This window comes from Microbacterium sp. zg-B96, from assembly GCF_030246865.1.
In the GTDB taxonomy this organism is placed as follows: Bacteria; Actinomycetota; Actinomycetes; order Actinomycetales; family Microbacteriaceae; genus Microbacterium.
Map to the genome: position 1 here is coordinate 3,134,109 of NZ_CP126738.1, position 16,638 is coordinate 3,150,746.

The following is a 16,638-nucleotide window of genomic DNA, read 5'->3' on the forward strand; positions in this document are numbered from 1 at the left end:
GGGTCGGGCAGGGGGCGTCAGGCCGTGGCCGGCTTCGGGTCGGCTGCCTTCTTCGTCGCGGTTGCCGGCTTCGCTGTGGACCGGGGCTTGCGTGCCGGCTTGGCGGCGGGCTCCGGCTTCGCGTGGGCCGGTTCGACGGCGGCCGGTTCCTCTGCGTCCGGCGCGGTGGGCACCGCGCCGGTGGCGAGGTCCACGACGTCGGCCGGCTGCTCACCGGCATCCACCTGGAACGCCTGCACGAGCGCCAGGCCATGACGCGTGGTCAGCACGACGCGCTGGAACTCCGGGTGGCCCTCGAGATCGATGACGACCCCGGGACGGCGCCGGCGCACGATGACGAAGTCCTCGCCGTTGACCGACTTCCACGTGCCCATCGCCACGACACCGGGCAGGCGCGTGCCGGGGCTCTGGATGCCGCGCAGCCAGGTCCACGGATCGTCGATGAGCTGTACTTTCGCGATCGTGTCCCGAGCGACGATCACATTCCCCTTACGGAATGCAAGCGCGCGTTCGGTGGCCGACAGCACGACCTCGAGCCGCGTCGAATCCAGCAGGAGGGTCACCATGTCTCCTAGTCTGCCAGCGCAACGCCCTTCATTTGCTTACGGGACGGCAACGATCTGCACGGACCCGTGGGGCCGCGACGGTGCGAGACTTGGTCGATGACCCTCCTGCAGCCCTCCCCCGAGGCGGCGACCGTCGATGACGCGCTCGCGCGCGCCGAGGCCGGCGCCCGCCTGGACGCGGATGACGCCGAGGTGCTCCTGCACGCCGGCGGCGAGGCGTTCGACCGGCTGCTGCGGGCCGCCGCACGCCTGCGGGACGAGGGGCTCGCGGCATCCGGTCGCCCGGGCGTCATCACCTACTCGCGCAAGGTGTTCGTGCCGCTGACGACACTGTGCCGCGACCGCTGCCATTACTGCGTGTTCGTCGACACCCCCGGGCAGTTGGCGCTGCTGCACAAGCCGATGTTCATGACCGAGGCACAGGTGCTCGCGGTGGTGCGGCAGGGGCAGGCGCACGGCTGCAAGGAGGCGCTGCTCACCCTCGGCGACCGCCCCGAGGACCGCTGGCCGGCCGCCCGCGCGTGGCTGGACGAGCACGGCTACGCCTCCACGCTGGATTACGTCGGCGCGATGGCGCGACTGATCACGGCCGAGACCGGGATGCTCGCGCACCTGAACCCCGGCGTGATGACGCGGGACGAGTTGGTGGCGCTGCGCCCGACGGCGCCGTCGATGGGGATGATGCTCGAGACCACCTCCGAGCGGCTGTTCACCGAACCGGGCCAGGTGCATTTCGGCTCGCCCGACAAGGACCCGGCGCTGCGGCTGCAGGTGATCGAGGATGCCGGGCGGGCGCGGGTGCCGTTCACCACCGGCATCCTGGTGGGCATCGGCGAGACGCTGCGCGACCGCGCCGAGTCGCTCGTGGCCATCCGCGACGCGCATGAGCGGCACGGGCACGTGCAGGAAGTGATCGTGCAGAACTTCCGCGCGAAGCCGCGGACGGCGGCGCAGTCGGCCCCGGATGCCGCGCTGCAGGAGTACGTTGCGGCGGTGGCGGTGGCGCGCCTGGTGATGGGGCCGCGGATGCGGGTGCAGGTGCCGCCGAACCTGTCCGACCCTGCCGAGTTCGACCTGCTGGTCCGCGCCGGAGCGGACGACTGGGGCGGGGTGTCGCCCGTCACCGCCGACCACGTCAACCCGGAGCGGCCCTGGCCCCACCTGGACGACCTGGCCGCACGCACCGCGGCGATGGGATTCGCGCTGCAGGAGCGGCTCACCGCCCACCCCGAGTACGTCCAGCGCGCCGACGAGTGGCTCGATCCCGCGATGCACGCGCCGGTCGCGGCGCTCGTGGACCCCGAGACGGGGCTCGCGGCCGCCGGGTCGGCCGCCGGGTCTGCCGCCGGGTCGGCCGCCGGGTCGGCCGCCGGGTCTGCCGTCGGGTCTGCCGTCGGCGACGTGCACAACGTCGCCGAATCGGGCGATACGGCGACTTCAGGCCCGGTGCCGGGCGATTCCGCACCGGATCAGCGACGTTATGCACGCACCACGGCCGGCACCGCGACCGCCGGCGCCGCCGGGCGGCTGGCCGAACAGGCCGCAGCCGACCCGCTGAGCCTCGGCGACGACGACTGGGAACTGCTGCTGCACGCCACCGGCGACGATCTCGAGGCCGTGGTGGCCACCGCCGACGACGTGCGCCGCTACACCGTGGGCGAGGCGGTGAGCCTGGTGGTCAACCGCAACCTCACCTCCAGCGGGTTCCGCGCCGGGGGTGCGGCTTCGCCGGACGAGTTCGGGGTCGACGACGTCACCGCGATCACGGCGGATGCCGCCGCGCTCGGGGCCACCGAACTGTGCGTCCAGGGGGTGCTGCCGGCCACCGAGGACCCGGCCGGCTACCTCGCGATCGCCCGCGCCGTGAAGGCCGCGCACCCCGGCATCCACCTGCACGCCTACCGCCCGCAGGACGTGTGGGACCTCGCCGACCGGGGCGGGCTGGGACTGGACGGCGCCCTCACCGCACTGCGGGACGCCGGCGTCGACACCGTCCCCGGCACCGGCGTGAAGGTCGCCACCGAGCGGGTGCGCGGCGCGTTGTTCCCCGCTGACCTCGAGATCGACCGCTGGATCGAGGGCATCACCGCGGCGCACCGGCACGGCTTGCGCTCCACGAGCGTGCTGTTCTACGGGCACGTCGAGACCGCCGCCGAGCGCGTCGCCCACCTGCGGCTGCTGCGCCGGCTGCAGGATGCCGCGGCGGCCGCGGGCGCCGGCGGGGGCTTCAGCGAGTTCGTGCCGATCCCGCTGCCGGGTCCCGCGGGCGGCGTGCCGCTGGTGCCCGGCCGCGCCCCGATCGACGAGCACCGCGCGATGGTCGCGGTGTCCCGCCTCGCGCTGAGCGGCTCGATCCCGCACCTGCAGGTCCCGTGGCCGCGGGTCGGTCGCGATGCCGCCGCCGTGCTGCTGCAGGCCGGCGGCGACGACCTGGGCGGCACGCTGCTGGACGGCCGGGTGCGCCCGGAGTCCGGCATCGAACACGGCCAGGAGCTGCCGGTGGCCGATGCCGCGCGCATCGCTGCGCGCCTGCTGCGCCCGTTCCGGCTGCGCACCACCGACTACGGCACGCCCCGCGTGACGCAATGACCGAACACATCGAGGTCGCGATCGTCGGAGCCGGGTTCGCCGGCCTCGGCATGGCCATCGCGCTGCGACGCGCGGGCCGGCAGTCGTTCGTGATCCTCGAGCGGGCGGCATCCGTCGGCGGCACCTGGCGCGACAACACCTACCCCGGCGTCGCCTGCGACGTGCCATCCCACCTGTACGGGTTCGCGACGCACCCGAACCCGGAGTGGTCCGGTCTCTACGCCACCGGCGCGGAGATCCACCGCTACCTCGAGCGCGTCGCCGACACCGAGGACCTCGGCGACCGGCTGCGGCTGCGCACCGCGCTGCTGGCGGCGCGGTGGGATGCCGCCGCCTCGCGGTGGCACCTCGACACCGGGTCCGGCGCGCTCACCGCCGACGCCCTCGTGCTGGCCTGCGGCCGGCTCACCGAACCGTCGATCCCGGAGATCCCCGGACTCGAGGGTTTCACAGGGCCCATCTTCCACTCGGCGCGGTGGGACCACTCCGCCGACATCGCCGGCTCCCGCGTCGCGGTCATCGGCACCGGCGCGAGCGCCGTGCAGCTGCTCCCCCGGCTGGCCGAGACCGCCGCACACGTGACGCTGTTCCAGCGCACCCCCGCCTGGATCGTGCCGCGCGGCGAGCGCGGGTACGACGCCGCCGAGCGCGAGCGCTTCGCCGCACATCCCGAGGAGCTCGCCGCGCTCCGCGCCGCCCTGTACGTCGAGGGCGAGGCGCGGTACGCGTCACGGTCCGGCGACGCCGCGGCATCCGCCGGCGCACGGGAGGTCGCGCTCGCGCACCTGGCGCGCCAGGTGTCCGACCCGGCGCTGCGCGCCGCGCTGAGCCCCGACTACGTCTTCGGGTGCAAGCGGGTGCTGCTGTCGGACGACTTCTACCCGGCCGTCGCCTCGCCCGCCGTCACCCTCGAGCCCTCCGCGCTCGTCGCCGTCGACGGGGATCGGCTCGTCGCGGCATCCGGAACCCGGCACACCGCCGATGCGCTCGTGCTGGCGACCGGGTTCGTCTCGCAGCGGCAGCCCTACGCCGAACTCGTCACCGGTGAGCGGGGGCAGACCCTCGCAGAGCACTGGTCCGGCGGCATGACGTCGTTCGCGTCGACCGTGGTGTCGGACTTCCCCAACATGTTCGTGCTCGACGGGCCCAACGCCTCGCTCGGGCACAATTCCTCGGTGCTCATGCTCGAGGAGCAGGCCGCGTACACGGTGCGGGCGCTTGCGCAGCGCGCGGCGACGCCGGGCGGTGTGCTGCGGGTGCACCCGGATGCCGAGGCCGATTACACCGCCGAGATCGCCCGGGCCGCGCGCACGACGCCGTGGCTGACCGGCGGATGCCGCAACTGGTACGTCGACCGCGGCCGGCTGACGCTGCTGTGGCCCGGCACCGTCGATGCGTTCCGCGCGCGGCTCGCGCGCGCCGACGGGTCGGAATTCACGACCACCCCCGCCCGCACCGGCGGGGAGGACAGGAGATCCGCATGACCTTTCCGCTCCGCCTCGGGTACAAGGCATCCGCCGAGCAGTTCAGCCCCGACCAACTGGCGGACTTCGCCGTGCTGGCCGAAGACGTCGGGTTCGACTCGGTGTTCATCTCCGACCACTTCCAGCCCTGGATGCACGAGGGCGGGCACGCGCCCGCCGCGCTGCCGTGGCTCGGCGCCGTCGGCGCGCGCACCTCGCGGGTGATCCTGGGAACCTCCGTGCTGACCCCGGCGTTCCGCTACCACCCGGCCGTCATCGCCCAGGCGTTCGCGACGCTGGGCGTGATGTTCCCGGATCGGGTGATCCTGGGGGTCGGCACCGGCGAGTCGCTCAACGAGGTCACACTCGGCCTCGACTGGCCCGACCCGCCGGAGCGCTTCCAGCGCATGAAGGAGGCGATCACCCTCATCCGCGAGCTGTGGCAGGGCGAGCGCGTCACCTTCGAGGGCAACTTCTGGAAGGTGACGGATGCCACCGTCTACGACCGCCCCGACCGCCCGGTGCCGATCTACATCGGCGCCTCCGGACCGGCCGCGACCCGCCTGGCGGGCCGCATGGCCGACGGCTGGATCACCACCAGCGGCAAGGACCCGGCGCTGTACACCGACAAGCTGCTGCCGGCGCTGGACGAGGGGCTGCAGAAGGCAGACCGGTCGGCCGGGGATGTGGACACGCTCATCGAGGTGAAGGTCTCGCTCGCGCCGACCCGCCAGGAGGCGCTGGACAAGACCCGGTTCTGGGCGCCGCTCGCACTGTCTCCGGAGGAGAAGACCGGCATCCACGACCCCATCGAGATGCAGCGGCGGGCCGACGAGTTGCCGATCGAGCGCGCCGCGTCCCGGTTCATCGTCTCCACCGATCCCGACGAGCACGTGGAGCAGATCGCGCGGTACGTCGACCTGGGGTTCCGGCACCTGGTGTTCCACGACCCCGGACACGACCAGGAGACGTTCCTGCGCACGTACGGCACCGAGATTCTGCCGCGGCTCCGGGCCCGGTTCGGTCAGTGACGGGCGGTTCGGGGGCCGGGGGCGTCGGAATTCAGGCTGAGAGCACCGAAACCGGGGAATCCGGGGCGGTAAGTGCGCCACAGCCTGAATTCCGACGGGGTCCGGCCGACGCCGGCTGGGTCGTCGTCGTCCCGGTGAAGCCGGCCGCCACCGGAAAGTCGCGGCTCGCGGCGGCGGGAGTCGACCGCACCGCGCTGGCCCGCGCGATCGCCCGCGACACCATCGACGCCGCGGCGCGGACCCCCGGCGTCGCCCGGGTGATCGTCGTGAGCGACGACGCCGACGCGGCGGCGACCATCCCGTCCGGGCCGGGGGCGACCGTCACGGTGCTCCCCGATCCCGGCGGCGGGCTCAACGCCGCGATCGCCGCGGGGTTGGCCGGGCACTCCGGTCCTCGTGCCGCGCTGCTGGGCGACCTGCCGGCGCTGCGGCCGAGCGAGCTCGCGACGGCCCTGCGGCGGGCATCGACCGTCGAGCGGGCGGTGGTGCCGGATGCCGAAGGCACCGGCTCTACGCTCGTCACCGCCGCGGCGGGCGTGCCGTGGGACTCGGCCTTCGGCGCCGACTCGTTCGCCCGCCACGAGCGGCTGGGCGCCGTGCCGGTGCGGTTGCCCCCGGCATCCGGCCTGCGGCGCGACATCGACACGGCCGCCCAGCTGCGGCAGCTGGACGACCTCGGCGCCGGGCCCCGCACGACCGCGCTGCTGCGCGCCGCCCGGGCAGGCAGCAGTGCCCCGCCGGCGACGGCGCGGCTGCGGCTGCGCGAGCTGCGCGAGGACGACCTCGACGACATGGCCGCGCTGCTGGGCGATCCCGGGGTCATGCGCTTCTACGCCGCGCCGCGCACCCGCGCCCAGGCGGCGGAGTGGATCGCGCGCAGCCGCCTGCGGTACCGCGCCGACGGGTTCGGGCTGTGGTGCATCGAGGATGCCGACGGCCGATTCGTCGGAGACTGCGGGCTCACCTGGCAGCCGCTGGGCGAGCGCCTGGTGCTGGAGGTCGGCTACCACGTGACCCCGTCACTGCAGGGGCGTGGGTTCGCCGCCGAAGCGGCATCCGCCTCCCGGGACCTCGCCCGCACGCTCGGGTTCACCGAGCTGCGCGCGCTCGTGCACCCCGGCAACGCCGCGTCTGTCCGGGTCGCCGGGAAGGTCGGCATGCACCGCGACGCCGCCGATTCCGCCGCCACCGGCATCACCGTGATGCGGATGGCTCTCTAACCCCCCACCCCGCTGCCCTGTCACAGATCGTCGGGGGCACGCCCCATTCGTGACAGGCGAGCACTCGGGGAGGCGGAGCCGCAGCCCGTGTCAGTGACCGGCGGCGGCGAGGGCAGCGTCGACGATGTCGGCGGATGCCAGGGCGTCTCGCATCCACAACGGCGCGACCACCGCGCGCACGCCCCCGGCATCGACCGACGCCGCGAGTGCCGCGTCCTCCTCGGCGAGCAGCCACGCGTCCAGCACGCCACCGTCACGGCGCGCGCCGTAGTGCGCGGCGACGGCCGCGGCGGAGGTCTCCACACCGATCGCCGTGAGGCACACATCGGCCATGCCGCGCACGACCGCGCCGCCGATGATAGGCGAGACGCCCACGACCTGCGCGGACGTCGCGGCGAGCGCCTCACGCATCCCGGGGACGGCGAGGATCGGCCCGATCGACACGACGGGGTTCGAGGGCGCGACGAGCACGACGTCGGCGTCGGCGATCGCCTCGGCCACGCCGGGCGCCGGACGGGCATGCCGCATGCCGGGGTTGGTGAACTCCAGCGGCGTCAGCTGCGCGCGGTGCCGCGTCCACCACTCCTGGAAGTGCAGCACCGCCCCGCCGTCCACCCGCACATACGTGTCGGCTTCCGCGTCGGTCATCGGGAGCATCCGCACGCCCAGCGGCCACCGGCGCGACAGCCGCTCCAGCACGAGGGTCGGCGTCAGCCCCTCGCGCAGCCACCCGGTGCGGGCGAGATGCGTGCCGAGGTCCAGGTCGCCGAGCGTGAACCAGGGCCACCCGGCGCCCCACTGCTGCAGCTCGTGGTTCACCCGCTCGGTGTCGCCGGCACGACCCCAGCCCCGCTCGGTGTCGCCTACCCCCGCGAGGGCATAGAGGATCGAGTCCAGGTCGGGCTGCAGGCGCACCCCCGACAGCCACAGGTCGTCGCCGGTGTTGACGACGACCGTCGCCTCCGGCGCCCCGCGCCGCGCGAGGGCCTCCCGCACTCCCAGAGTGAACTTCGAGCCGCCGACGCCCCCGGCAAGGACGACGACGCGAGGGGAGGATGCCACGACATCCACCCTACGGCGGCAACGCCCCGGCGGGGCGGCGGCTACGCCGCGGCGCCGGCGGCGGCGCGGGCGGCCACCGGGAGCGCTTCGAGCACCCGCGCGAGGGCGGCCTCGTCGTGCGCGGCGGTGAGGAACCACGCCTCGTAGACGCTGGGCGGCAGGGATACCCCGGCGTCGAGCATCGCGTGGAAGAACGGCGTGTACCGCGCCGCCTGCTGCTGCTGCGCCTCGGCGTATGACCGCGGCGCCTCGGGAAGCATCACGACACCGAACAGCGACCCGGCGCGCGGCACCGCGTGCACCACGCCCTCTGCGGTCAGCGCCGCGTCCAGCGCGTCGGCGACGGTGGATGCCGCGGCATCCACCCGTGCGTACACCTCAGGGGTCGCCAGCTGCAGCGTCGCGATGCCCGCGGCCACCGACAGCGGATTGCCCGACAGCGTGCCGGCCTGGTACACCGGGCCGACGGGGGCGAGCATGTCCATCACGTCGGCGCGGCCGCCGAGCGCGGCCAGCGGCATGCCGCCGCCGACGACCTTGCCGAAGGTGAACAGGTCCGGCGTGTACTGCTCGCCGGCGTCCTGCTGGAGCCCCCAGAACCCGGCAGGGTGCACCCGGAATCCGGTGAGCACCTCGTCGAGGATCAGCAGCGCGCCGTGGGCGTGCGCCAGATCGGTGAGCGCGGCGTTGAAGCCGGGCAGCGGCGGCACGACGCCCATGTTCGCCGCGGCGGCCTCGACGATCACGGCGGCGATGCGGTCGCCGTGCACCGCGAAGGCCTCTTCCACCGCGCCCAGGTCGTTGTACGGCAGCACGAGGGTCTGCGCCGCGATCGCGGCAGGCACTCCCGCCGAGCCGGGCAGCGCGAGGGTGGCAACGCCCGATCCGGCGGCGGCCAGCAGCCCGTCGGAGTGACCGTGGTAGTGACCGGCGAACTTGATCAGCAAGTCCCGGCCGGTGTAGCCGCGGGCCAGGCGGATCGCCGTCATCGTCGCCTCGGTGCCGGTGGACACCAGCCGCACGCGTTCGACGGGCCGACGGTCGCCGCTGGCGACGCGCGCCGCGATGAGATCAGCCAGCTCCACCTCGGCGCCGGTGGGGGCGCCGAACGACAGGCCACGGGATGCCGCGTCCTGCACGGCCGCGACGACCTCGGGGTGCGCGTGGCCGAGGAGGGCCGGACCCCACGAGGCGACGAGGTCGACGTACTCGCGCCCGTCGGCGTCCGTGATGTACGGCCCGCGCGCGGACGTGACGAACCGGGGCGTGCCGCCGACGGAGCCATAGGCGCGCACCGGCGAGTTCACCCCTCCCGGGATCACCTCTCGGGCGTGGGCGAACAGCTGCTCGTTACGGTCGGTCATGAGTCACTTTCTCTCGGCGGATGCCGCTGCGGCGGCGCGCAGGAACGGGCGGGCCGGTGCAGCGCACCCCCCGGCAACGGCGAAGGTCACAGCCCTTCGCGCAGCCACCCGGCGGCCTCGACGGCCCAGTAGCTGAGCACGGCGTCGGCCCCGGCGCGGCGGATCGCGATCAGCGATTCGGTGATGGCGCCGCGTCGGTCGATCCACCCCTGGGCGGCGGCGGCCTCGACCATCGCGTACTCGCCGGACACCTGGTAGGCCCACACCGGTACGTCCACGGCGTCGCGCACGGCGGCGAGCACGTCGAGGTAGGGCAGGGCCGGCTTGACCATGACGATGTCGGCGCCCTCGTCGACGTCGGTCACCGCTTCGCGCACACCCTCACGGGCGTTGGGCGGATCGAGCTGGTAGGTGCGGCGGTCGCCCTGCAGCTGCGAGTCCACCGCTTCGCGGAACGGGCCGTAGAAGGCACCGGCGTACTTCGCGGCGTAGGCGAGGATCAGCGTGTCGGTGAACCCCTCGGCCTCCAGCGCGGCGCGGATGTAGGCGACCTGGCCGTCCATCATGCCCGACAGCCCCAGCAGCGTGGAGCCGGCGCGGGCCTGCGCGAGCGCCATCGCGGCGTAGCGCTCCAGCGTGGCGTCGTTGTCCACGACGCCGTCCGGCCGCAGCACGCCGCAGTGGCCGTGGTCGGTGAATTCGTCCAGGCACAGGTCGGTCTGCACCACCAGCGCGTCGCCGACTTCGGCGACGACCGCCTCGGTGGCCACATTCAGGATGCCGCGCGGGTCGTCCGCGCCGGAGCCGATCGCGTCGCGCACGGTCGGCACGCCGAAGAGCATGAGCCCGCCGATGCCGGCGTCCGCGGCATCGGCCGCGGCACGCCGCAGCGAATCGACGGAGTGCTGCACGACACCGGGCATCGAGCCGATGGGCGCGGGCTCGGTCAGTCCTTCCCGCACGAACGCGGGCAGCACGAGCTGCGAGGGGACCAGGTGTGTCTCACGCACGAGTCGGCGCACGGCCGGCGACTGGCGCAGCCGCCGGGGGCGGTGGGCGGGAAAACTCACGGCACGGTCTCATCCGTCGAATGGGGCAGGGCGAGTTCGGAGACCGCCCGGATGAGCGCGGCGACGGTCTGCTCGGAGGCGACGACGTTCACGGGCAGGCCGAGGCGGCGGGCATCCTCGGCGGTGCGGGGGCCGATCGCGGCCAGCACCGTGGTCGCGGGGATGTCGGGGAACTGCTCCCGCACCTGCTCGGCGACCGAGCCGCTGGTGACGAGGATCGCGTTGATGCGGCCGCTGCGCACGTCTTCGGCGATCTTCTCGGTGACCGGTACGCCGACGGTGCGGTACGCCACGACGCTGCGCACCCGGTGCCCGGCGGCGCTGAGCCGCTCGGTGAGCACCGGCTTGGCGATTTCGCTCCGCAGCGTTAGCACGTCGCGCGGCTCGGTCTCCAGTGCGATCAGCTGGTCGGCCATGCCGGCGGCGGAGTTGTCGTCGTCGGGCACGAGGTCGACCTTGTAGCCGACGGCCGTAAGGGCGGCGGAGGTGGTCTCGCCGACGGCGGCGACCTTCGTCTCGGCGGGGATCTGGGCACGGTACGCGTAGAGCACGTCGACGGTGGTCGCACTGGTCACGGTGAGCCAGTCGAAGACGCCCGCGGCGAGGTCGGCCAGGGCCTGCTCGAGCGTTGCCTCGTCGGTGGACGGCGCGAAGTTGATGAGCGGCGCGATGACCGGGGTGGCGCCCTGCGCACGCAGGGTCGCCGCGACACCGTCGCCCCAGGGCCCGCCGCGGGGCACGAGCACACGCCAGCCGGCCAGCGGTTTGGCCGGCTGCGATTGCCAGGAGGCTGTATTCATGGGGTCGACTCTCGTGGTACCAGTTCGGCTGCTCCACGTTCGAGCAGTCGACGGGCGACTTCCGACCCGGCGCGTACGGCGTACGCGATCGGGCTCGCGTCATCGGCAGCATCCGCACCATCGCCACTGCCCTCGGATCCACCATACTCCTGCGGCACCGGCACGGATCGGTCCAGGCCGATCCGGCTGCTGCCGTCCAGCGCGTACACGACCGCGTCGATGCGCAGGTCGCCGCCGGTCAGTTCCGCATGCGCGCCCACCGGAGCGTGGCAGCCGGCTTCGAGGGTGGCCAGCACCGCGCGTTCGGCGGTGACGGCGATGCGGGTGTCGGTGTGGTCGATGAGGGCCAGCGCCGCGCGCAGCTCCTCGGGCGCGTCGGCGGTCGTCTCGATGGCCAGCGCTCCCTGACCCGGTGCGGTCGGCCAGGCCGCCAGGCCCAGCGCCTCCAGTCCCAGGTCGGTCAGGTCCAGACCGATGCGCGCCAGGCCGGCAGCGGCGAGGACGACGGCATCCAGCTGCCCATCGCGCACCCGCTGCAACCGGGAATCGACGTTTCCGCGCAGGTCCTGCACATCCACCCGCGGGTTGCGGCGGTGCACCTGGGCGCGGCGCCGGGGCGAGCCGGTACCCACGCGCGCACCGGGCGGGAGCTGATGCAGCGGGGTGCCGTCGCGGGTGACCACGACATCGCGGGCGTCCTCGCGGGCGGGGATCGCGGCGATCACGAGCCCCGGCGGCTGCGCGGTCGGCAGGTCCTTGAGGGAGTGCACCAGCAGGTCGCATTCCCCGGCGAGCAGGGCCTCGCGCAGCCGCGTGGCGAACACCCCGGTGCCGCCCATCTGCGACAGCGAGGCACGCGAGACGTCACCCTCCGACACGATCGGCACGAGTTCGACGGGGCGGCCCGACGCGGCCGCCAGCATGTCGGCGACCTGCTGCGACTGCGCGGTCGCCAGGGCGCTGCGGCGGGTGCCGAGGCGGAACGGCCGCGTCATCGCGGCATCCTCATCGCAGCACCTCGACCAGTTCGGCGGGGGCCACCAGCCGGCCGGTGAAGAACGGCACCTCTTCGCGCACGTGGCGGCGCGCCTCGGTGTAGCGAAGCTCCCGCATCATGTCGACGAGGTCGGTGAGCTCATCGGCTTCCATGGGCAGGATCCACTCCCAGTCCCCGAGAGCGAAGGATGCCACGGTGTTCGCGGTCACGCCGGTGAACGCGGCGCCCTTGCGGCCGTGATCGGCGAGCATGGCGCGCCGCTCCTCATCGGGCAGCAGGTACCACTCGAAGCTGCGGACGAACGGGTACACCGTCAGCCACTGCTTGGCCGCGATGCCGCGGAGGAACCCCGGCACGTGGGCCCGGTTGAACTCGGCGTCACGGTGCACGCCCATCGCGCTCCAGGTGGGCAGCAGCGGCTGCAGCAGCGGGGTGCGGCGCAGGCGCCGCAGGTCCCGCTGCAGGCCGTCGGCGGTCGGGCCGTGCAGCCAGATCATGACGTCGGCGTCGGCGCGCAGGCCGCTGACGTCGTAGAAGCCCCGCACGGTCGTGCCACCCTCGGCGAGGTCGGCGACCAGGTGTTCCAGCTCGGTCGCCTCCTGGGCCGTGACCGGGTTGGCGGGGTCGCGGCGCAGCACGGACCAGAGCGTGAAAGAGGTGTCGGACATTTCTCCAGTCTCTCTCGCGCTTCGCGGCGCGGCAAACCGCCGCTGCCGGGCGACGCTCACGGCGCTGCCGGTGTTCGTGCTCAGCGCGCGATCAGACGCACGGCCCCCCACACGGCCAGACCGATCGTCACGGCGACGCCGACGGTCGCCGCGATCGCTCCGGTCGGGTTGCGCCGGGCGAACAGCCGGGCCTCGGCCACGCCGCGGTCGGTGGCCTGACCGACGCGCTTGGGCACGTTCGCCTTCTCCTCGATCGCGAAGAGCGCAGCCTTCAGCTCGGCGCGGGCCTTCTCGACCGGGTCGGCGATTCCCAGCGGCACGGCGGTGCGCGGCACGGGGAGCGGGCGGTCAGAACTCATTCGCGGCATCCTTCACGATCTGGGCGTCGGTGGACAGTGCCTTCACGGGCGTGTCCCGCGAGGAGAGGCGCTTGAAACGGCGGATGCCGAGGAACGCCAGCACGACGGCGATGAGAAGCATCACGACGAAGACGGTCAGCGCGGCAAGCCAGGCCGGCCACCATGAGGCCAGGCCGATGATCGCGAATGCCCCCAGGGCCGGGATCGCCCAGAACAGCACGAACAGGGCGGCCAGGAACCACAGCCCACCCATGCCGGCGTCCTTACCGGTCTTCTTCGCCCACTTCTTGGCGGAGTCGACTTCGGCCATGACCAGGTTGCGCACGAGCTCGGGCACCTCGCCGAGCAACGTCATCAGGCTGTCGTCGGTGCGATCGCGGAAACCGCGGGGGGTGGTCATCTCAGCTGTCCGCGGCCTTCTTGATGTCGTCGATCGCGTCGTGGGCGGCCTTGTGGACCTCGGTCACGGTCGTCTCGGCGCCTTCGGCGACCTCGTCGACGGATTCCTTGCCCGCGATGATGGCGGCGTCGAGCTTCTGGCCGGGCGTGGTGCCGCGCTTGGTCGCAGCCTTGGTCACCTTGACCGCGCTGTCCCAAACGGCGGTCGGCAGCGCCATGGCGGCTGACTTGCCGAGCTCCGTGGCCTTGCCGACCTGCTTCTGCACGGGCTCGAGTTCCCAGACCTTCATGGCCTGTGCCTTGATCTGCTCGTAACGCTCACGACCGGCGCGCGTGCCCAGGACGTAGCCCGCGGCCAGTCCGACGACGAGTCCAATTTTGCCCCTCATGGGGTCTCCTCACGCTCGATGGAGGTGCTTCAGTGGTCCCAGGGTAGCGCCGTATGCCTTCTCAGGTATCCGGGGTTGCGCGCGGCGGCGTCGTGGGTTAGTCGAGGATCGCCGCGTCGCCCCAGAGGGCCTCGCGGCGCACCCGCTCGGCCTCGGCGATCGCGTCGGGGATCACCTGTGCCAGCCCGGTGCCCGCCAGCCACGCGCCGACGGCCGCGAGACCCGGGGTGGCATGCACGGCGGCACGCGCCGCCGCCGTCACCGCGGTGCGACCGATCGCCGCGGCGGGCTGCGACTGCACGTACCGCTCGCGGTGCGCCGCCCGCAGTTGCGAGGGGTCCAGCGCAGTGCCCAGCAGCTTCGCCGCCTCGGCGAGCGCGAGCGCTGCCGCTGCGTCGTCGTCGAGCGCCTCGGTCGCCGGGGCCTCACCCTGCGCGCCGAAGGAGACCCGCACGATGTGGTGGTCCGTCGCCTTCCGCAGCCATTCCCACTTGGCCGTCGAGTGTGTGAGGGCCTTGGCGGTGTGGGAGCCCGGCACGGTGAGCACTCCGGTGCCGCGCGGGTGGGCGTCCAGCGCGGGGGCGTCCACGACGAGCGTGACGATCTCGACGACGGGCGCGGTGATGCCGCCGGGGTCGAGGTCCGGCACGACCGGTGCCAGCAGGTGCCGGGCCTGCGCTTCGCTGGTCGCCACGATGACCGCCTCGGCGGGCAGCCGGGTCGCCTCGGGCGCCGGCGCGGCCGGTTCAGTCGGATCGGCCGGTGCGCTCGGGTCCGTCGCGGGGTCGCCCGATTCCGGGGCGGCGGCGATCTCGACGGCCCAGCCGTCGCCGTCGGCGACGATCGCCTGCGCGGGGGTGTTCACGCGCACGTCCACGCCCAGTTCGACCAGCCGGTCCCGGAGCGCGTCGACGAGCCGGGTCATTCCGCCGGCCAGTCCCCGCACCGCGGAGCCCGGTGCGGTGGTCGCCGCGCCGCGCAGCTGCGCCACGCCACCGGAGAGCGAACCCGTGCGGGTGAGCGCGTTGTTCAGCCCGGGGGCGGCGAGGTCCACGTCGATGTCGTCGGGACGTGCGGAGTACACCCCCGAGGTCACCGGCGCCACCAGCCGGTCCAGCACCGCGGCGCCCATGCGGCGGCGCACGAGAGCGCCCAGGCTCTTCTCGTGGCCGATCGTCATCGGGGGACGCAGGCGGTCCAGGTACGCCCGCCAGGCGCCGGGCCAGCCGATGACGCGGCGCACGTCGTCGGCGAACGGGTTGGCGGGGATGCCGAGCATCCCCCCGACGGGCATCGGGGCTGCGCCGCCGCCGGGCAGACCCGCGACCCACGCGCCCGCCGGGTTCGGCGACACGACGGCATCCGACAGTCCGAGTTCGGCCACCAGGGCGGCGACCGTGCCGCCGCGGACGGCAAAGCTCTCCGCGCCGACGTCGACGGTCACCCCGTCCAGTTCGACCGAGCGCACCACGCCGCCGAGGCGGTCGGATGCCTCCAGCAGCGTCACCGGCATCCCGACCTTCGCGCACTCCAGCGCCGCGACCAGACCGGCGATGCCGCCGCCGATCACGACGACCCGGGTCTCGTGGGCGTGGGTGACGAGGTCGCCGACCTCGCTCACACGTCCTCCCCGTGGGCGAGGGCGACGATGCGGGTGAGCACCGTCGGGTCCGTTTCGGGCGGCACGCCGTGGCCGAGGTTGAGGATGTGCGCGCGGGCGGCGCCCCCGCGGGCGATGACATCGCGCACGTGGGCGGACAGCACCGGCCAGGGGGCGGTCAGCAGCGCGGGGTCGATGTTGCCCTGCAGGGTCACATCGGGGCCGAGGATCGCGGCGGCCTCGTCCAGCGGGGTGCGCCAATCAACGCCGACGGCGTCGGCGAGGCCGTTCAGCCGCATGTCGGGCAGCAGGTGCGCGGTGCCGACGCCGAAGTGGATGCGCGGCACGGTGATGCCCTCCAGCGCGGTGTGCGAATGCGGAGCGACGAACGCGCGGTAGTCGGCCACCGACAGCGACCCCGCCCACGAGTCGAACAGCTGCACGGCGGCGGCACCGGCATCCGTCTGCACCTTCAGGAACGCGTGGGACACCTCGGCGAGCCAGCCGGCGAGGCGGTGCCACGCGCTCGGGTCGGCGTGCATCATGCCGCGGGCGCGGAGGTGTTCCTTGGACGGGCCGCCCTCGACGAGGTAGGCCGCCAGCGTGAAGGGGGCGCCGGCGAAGCCGACCAGCGGAGTGTCGCCGAGTTCGCGGGTGATGATGGCGATCGCCTCGGCGATGGGACCGGATGCCGCGACAACCGCCGCCGGCTCGATCGCGGTGACGCGGGCGACATCGGCGGTGGTGCGCACCGGCTCGGCGAACACCGGGCCACGCCCGGGCTGGATCTCCACATCGATGCCGGCCAGCAGCAGCGGCACGACGATGTCGCTGAAGAAGACGGCGGCATCCACGCCGTGGCGGCGCACCGGCTGCAGCGTGATCTCGGCGGCCAGCGCCGGATCGAGGCAGGCATCGAGCATGCGGGTACCCACCCGCAGGTCGCGGTATTCGGGCAGGGAGCGGCCGGCTTGTCTCATGAACCAGACGGGGAGGCGATCGGGTCGGACGCCGTGAAGCGCGCTCAGCAGGGGGGCGGTGGCCATGCCTCCATCCTCCCA

The 16,638-nt window shown here is 73.7% G+C and carries 16 protein-coding genes; 4 read left to right on the top strand and 12 right to left on the bottom strand.

All coding sequences use genetic code 11. The features are described 5' to 3' along the window. Positions 1-17: 17 nt before the first annotated feature. Positions 18-566 (bottom strand): hypothetical protein, encoded by a 549-nt coding sequence (locus tag QNO11_RS14855; RefSeq protein ID WP_257507496.1) that lies wholly within the window; start codon positions 564-566, stop codon positions 18-20. Between the two features lie 96 nt (positions 567-662). Between QNO11_RS14855 and cofG the strand changes: the two genes are divergently transcribed. The 4 genes from cofG to cofC all read left to right on the top strand — a co-directional run bounded on the left by cofG (position 663) and on the right by cofC (position 6,869). Next, entirely contained in the window at positions 663-3,155 is a 2,493-nt protein-coding gene (gene cofG / locus QNO11_RS14860; RefSeq protein ID WP_257507495.1) for a 7,8-didemethyl-8-hydroxy-5-deazariboflavin synthase CofG, read from the top strand. Continuing rightward, a complete protein-coding gene (locus QNO11_RS14865; RefSeq protein ID WP_257507494.1) occupies positions 3,152-4,639 on the top strand; it encodes a flavin-containing monooxygenase in 1,488 nt (495 codons plus the stop codon). Before cofG ends, QNO11_RS14865 begins: the two co-directional genes overlap by 4 nt. Continuing rightward, entirely contained in the window at positions 4,636-5,649 is a 1,014-nt protein-coding gene (gene fgd / locus QNO11_RS14870) for a glucose-6-phosphate dehydrogenase (coenzyme-F420) (RefSeq protein WP_257507493.1), read from the top strand. Before QNO11_RS14865 ends, fgd begins: the two co-directional genes overlap by 4 nt. A gap of 134 nt (positions 5,650-5,783) precedes the next feature. Beyond that, positions 5,784-6,869 (top strand): 2-phospho-L-lactate guanylyltransferase, encoded by a 1,086-nt coding sequence (gene cofC, locus QNO11_RS14875; RefSeq protein WP_257507492.1) that lies wholly within the window; start codon positions 5,784-5,786, stop codon positions 6,867-6,869. A 90-nt stretch (positions 6,870-6,959) separates the two neighbouring features. Here cofC and cofD read toward each other — a convergent pair whose 3' ends face one another. The 11 genes from cofD to hemE form a co-directional block, all read right to left on the bottom strand. Beyond that, positions 6,960-7,931 carry a 2-phospho-L-lactate transferase gene (cofD, locus tag QNO11_RS14880; protein WP_257507491.1) on the bottom strand — a complete coding sequence of 324 codons (972 nt, stop codon included), beginning with the start codon at positions 7,929-7,931 and terminating at the stop codon, positions 6,960-6,962. 41 nt (positions 7,932-7,972) lie between these two features. Then, on the bottom strand, positions 7,973-9,295 hold the full coding sequence (gene hemL, locus QNO11_RS14885; protein WP_257507490.1) for a glutamate-1-semialdehyde 2,1-aminomutase: 1,323 nt from the start codon (positions 9,293-9,295) through the stop codon (positions 7,973-7,975). Between the two features lie 86 nt (positions 9,296-9,381). Further along, positions 9,382-10,365, bottom strand: coding sequence for a porphobilinogen synthase (gene hemB, locus QNO11_RS14890; protein WP_257507489.1), 984 nt, complete (start codon positions 10,363-10,365; stop codon positions 9,382-9,384). Continuing rightward, positions 10,362-11,165, bottom strand: coding sequence for a uroporphyrinogen-III synthase (locus tag QNO11_RS14895; protein ID WP_257507488.1), 804 nt, complete (start codon positions 11,163-11,165; stop codon positions 10,362-10,364). Before QNO11_RS14895 ends, hemB begins: the two co-directional genes overlap by 4 nt. Beyond that, on the bottom strand, positions 11,162-12,160 hold the full coding sequence (gene hemC, locus QNO11_RS14900; RefSeq protein WP_257507487.1) for a hydroxymethylbilane synthase: 999 nt from the start codon (positions 12,158-12,160) through the stop codon (positions 11,162-11,164). Before hemC ends, QNO11_RS14895 begins: the two co-directional genes overlap by 4 nt. 10 nt (positions 12,161-12,170) lie before the next feature. Next, the gene (gene hemQ, locus QNO11_RS14905; RefSeq protein WP_257507486.1) at positions 12,171-12,830 is read right to left on the bottom strand and encodes a hydrogen peroxide-dependent heme synthase; all 660 of its coding nucleotides are present in this window, start codon (positions 12,828-12,830) and stop codon (positions 12,171-12,173) included. Between the two features lie 80 nt (positions 12,831-12,910). After that, on the bottom strand, positions 12,911-13,189 hold the full coding sequence (locus tag QNO11_RS14910) for a hypothetical protein (RefSeq protein WP_257507485.1): 279 nt from the start codon (positions 13,187-13,189) through the stop codon (positions 12,911-12,913). Next, positions 13,179-13,589, bottom strand: a complete 411-nt coding sequence (locus QNO11_RS14915) for a phage holin family protein (RefSeq protein WP_257507484.1) — start codon at positions 13,587-13,589, stop codon at positions 13,179-13,181. The genes QNO11_RS14910 and QNO11_RS14915 overlap by 11 nt, the downstream gene beginning before the upstream one ends. 1 nt (position 13,590) lies before the next feature. Continuing rightward, on the bottom strand, positions 13,591-13,977 hold the full coding sequence (locus QNO11_RS14920) for a hypothetical protein (RefSeq protein WP_257507483.1): 387 nt from the start codon (positions 13,975-13,977) through the stop codon (positions 13,591-13,593). A gap of 97 nt (positions 13,978-14,074) precedes the next feature. Continuing rightward, positions 14,075-15,598 carry a protoporphyrinogen/coproporphyrinogen oxidase gene (locus QNO11_RS14925; RefSeq protein WP_257507482.1) on the bottom strand — a complete coding sequence of 508 codons (1,524 nt, stop codon included), beginning with the start codon at positions 15,596-15,598 and terminating at the stop codon, positions 14,075-14,077. Continuing rightward, the gene (gene hemE / locus QNO11_RS14930) at positions 15,595-16,623 is read right to left on the bottom strand and encodes a uroporphyrinogen decarboxylase (RefSeq protein ID WP_257507481.1); all 1,029 of its coding nucleotides are present in this window, start codon (positions 16,621-16,623) and stop codon (positions 15,595-15,597) included. The genes QNO11_RS14925 and hemE overlap by 4 nt, the downstream gene beginning before the upstream one ends. Between the last annotated feature and the right edge of the window lie 15 nt (positions 16,624-16,638).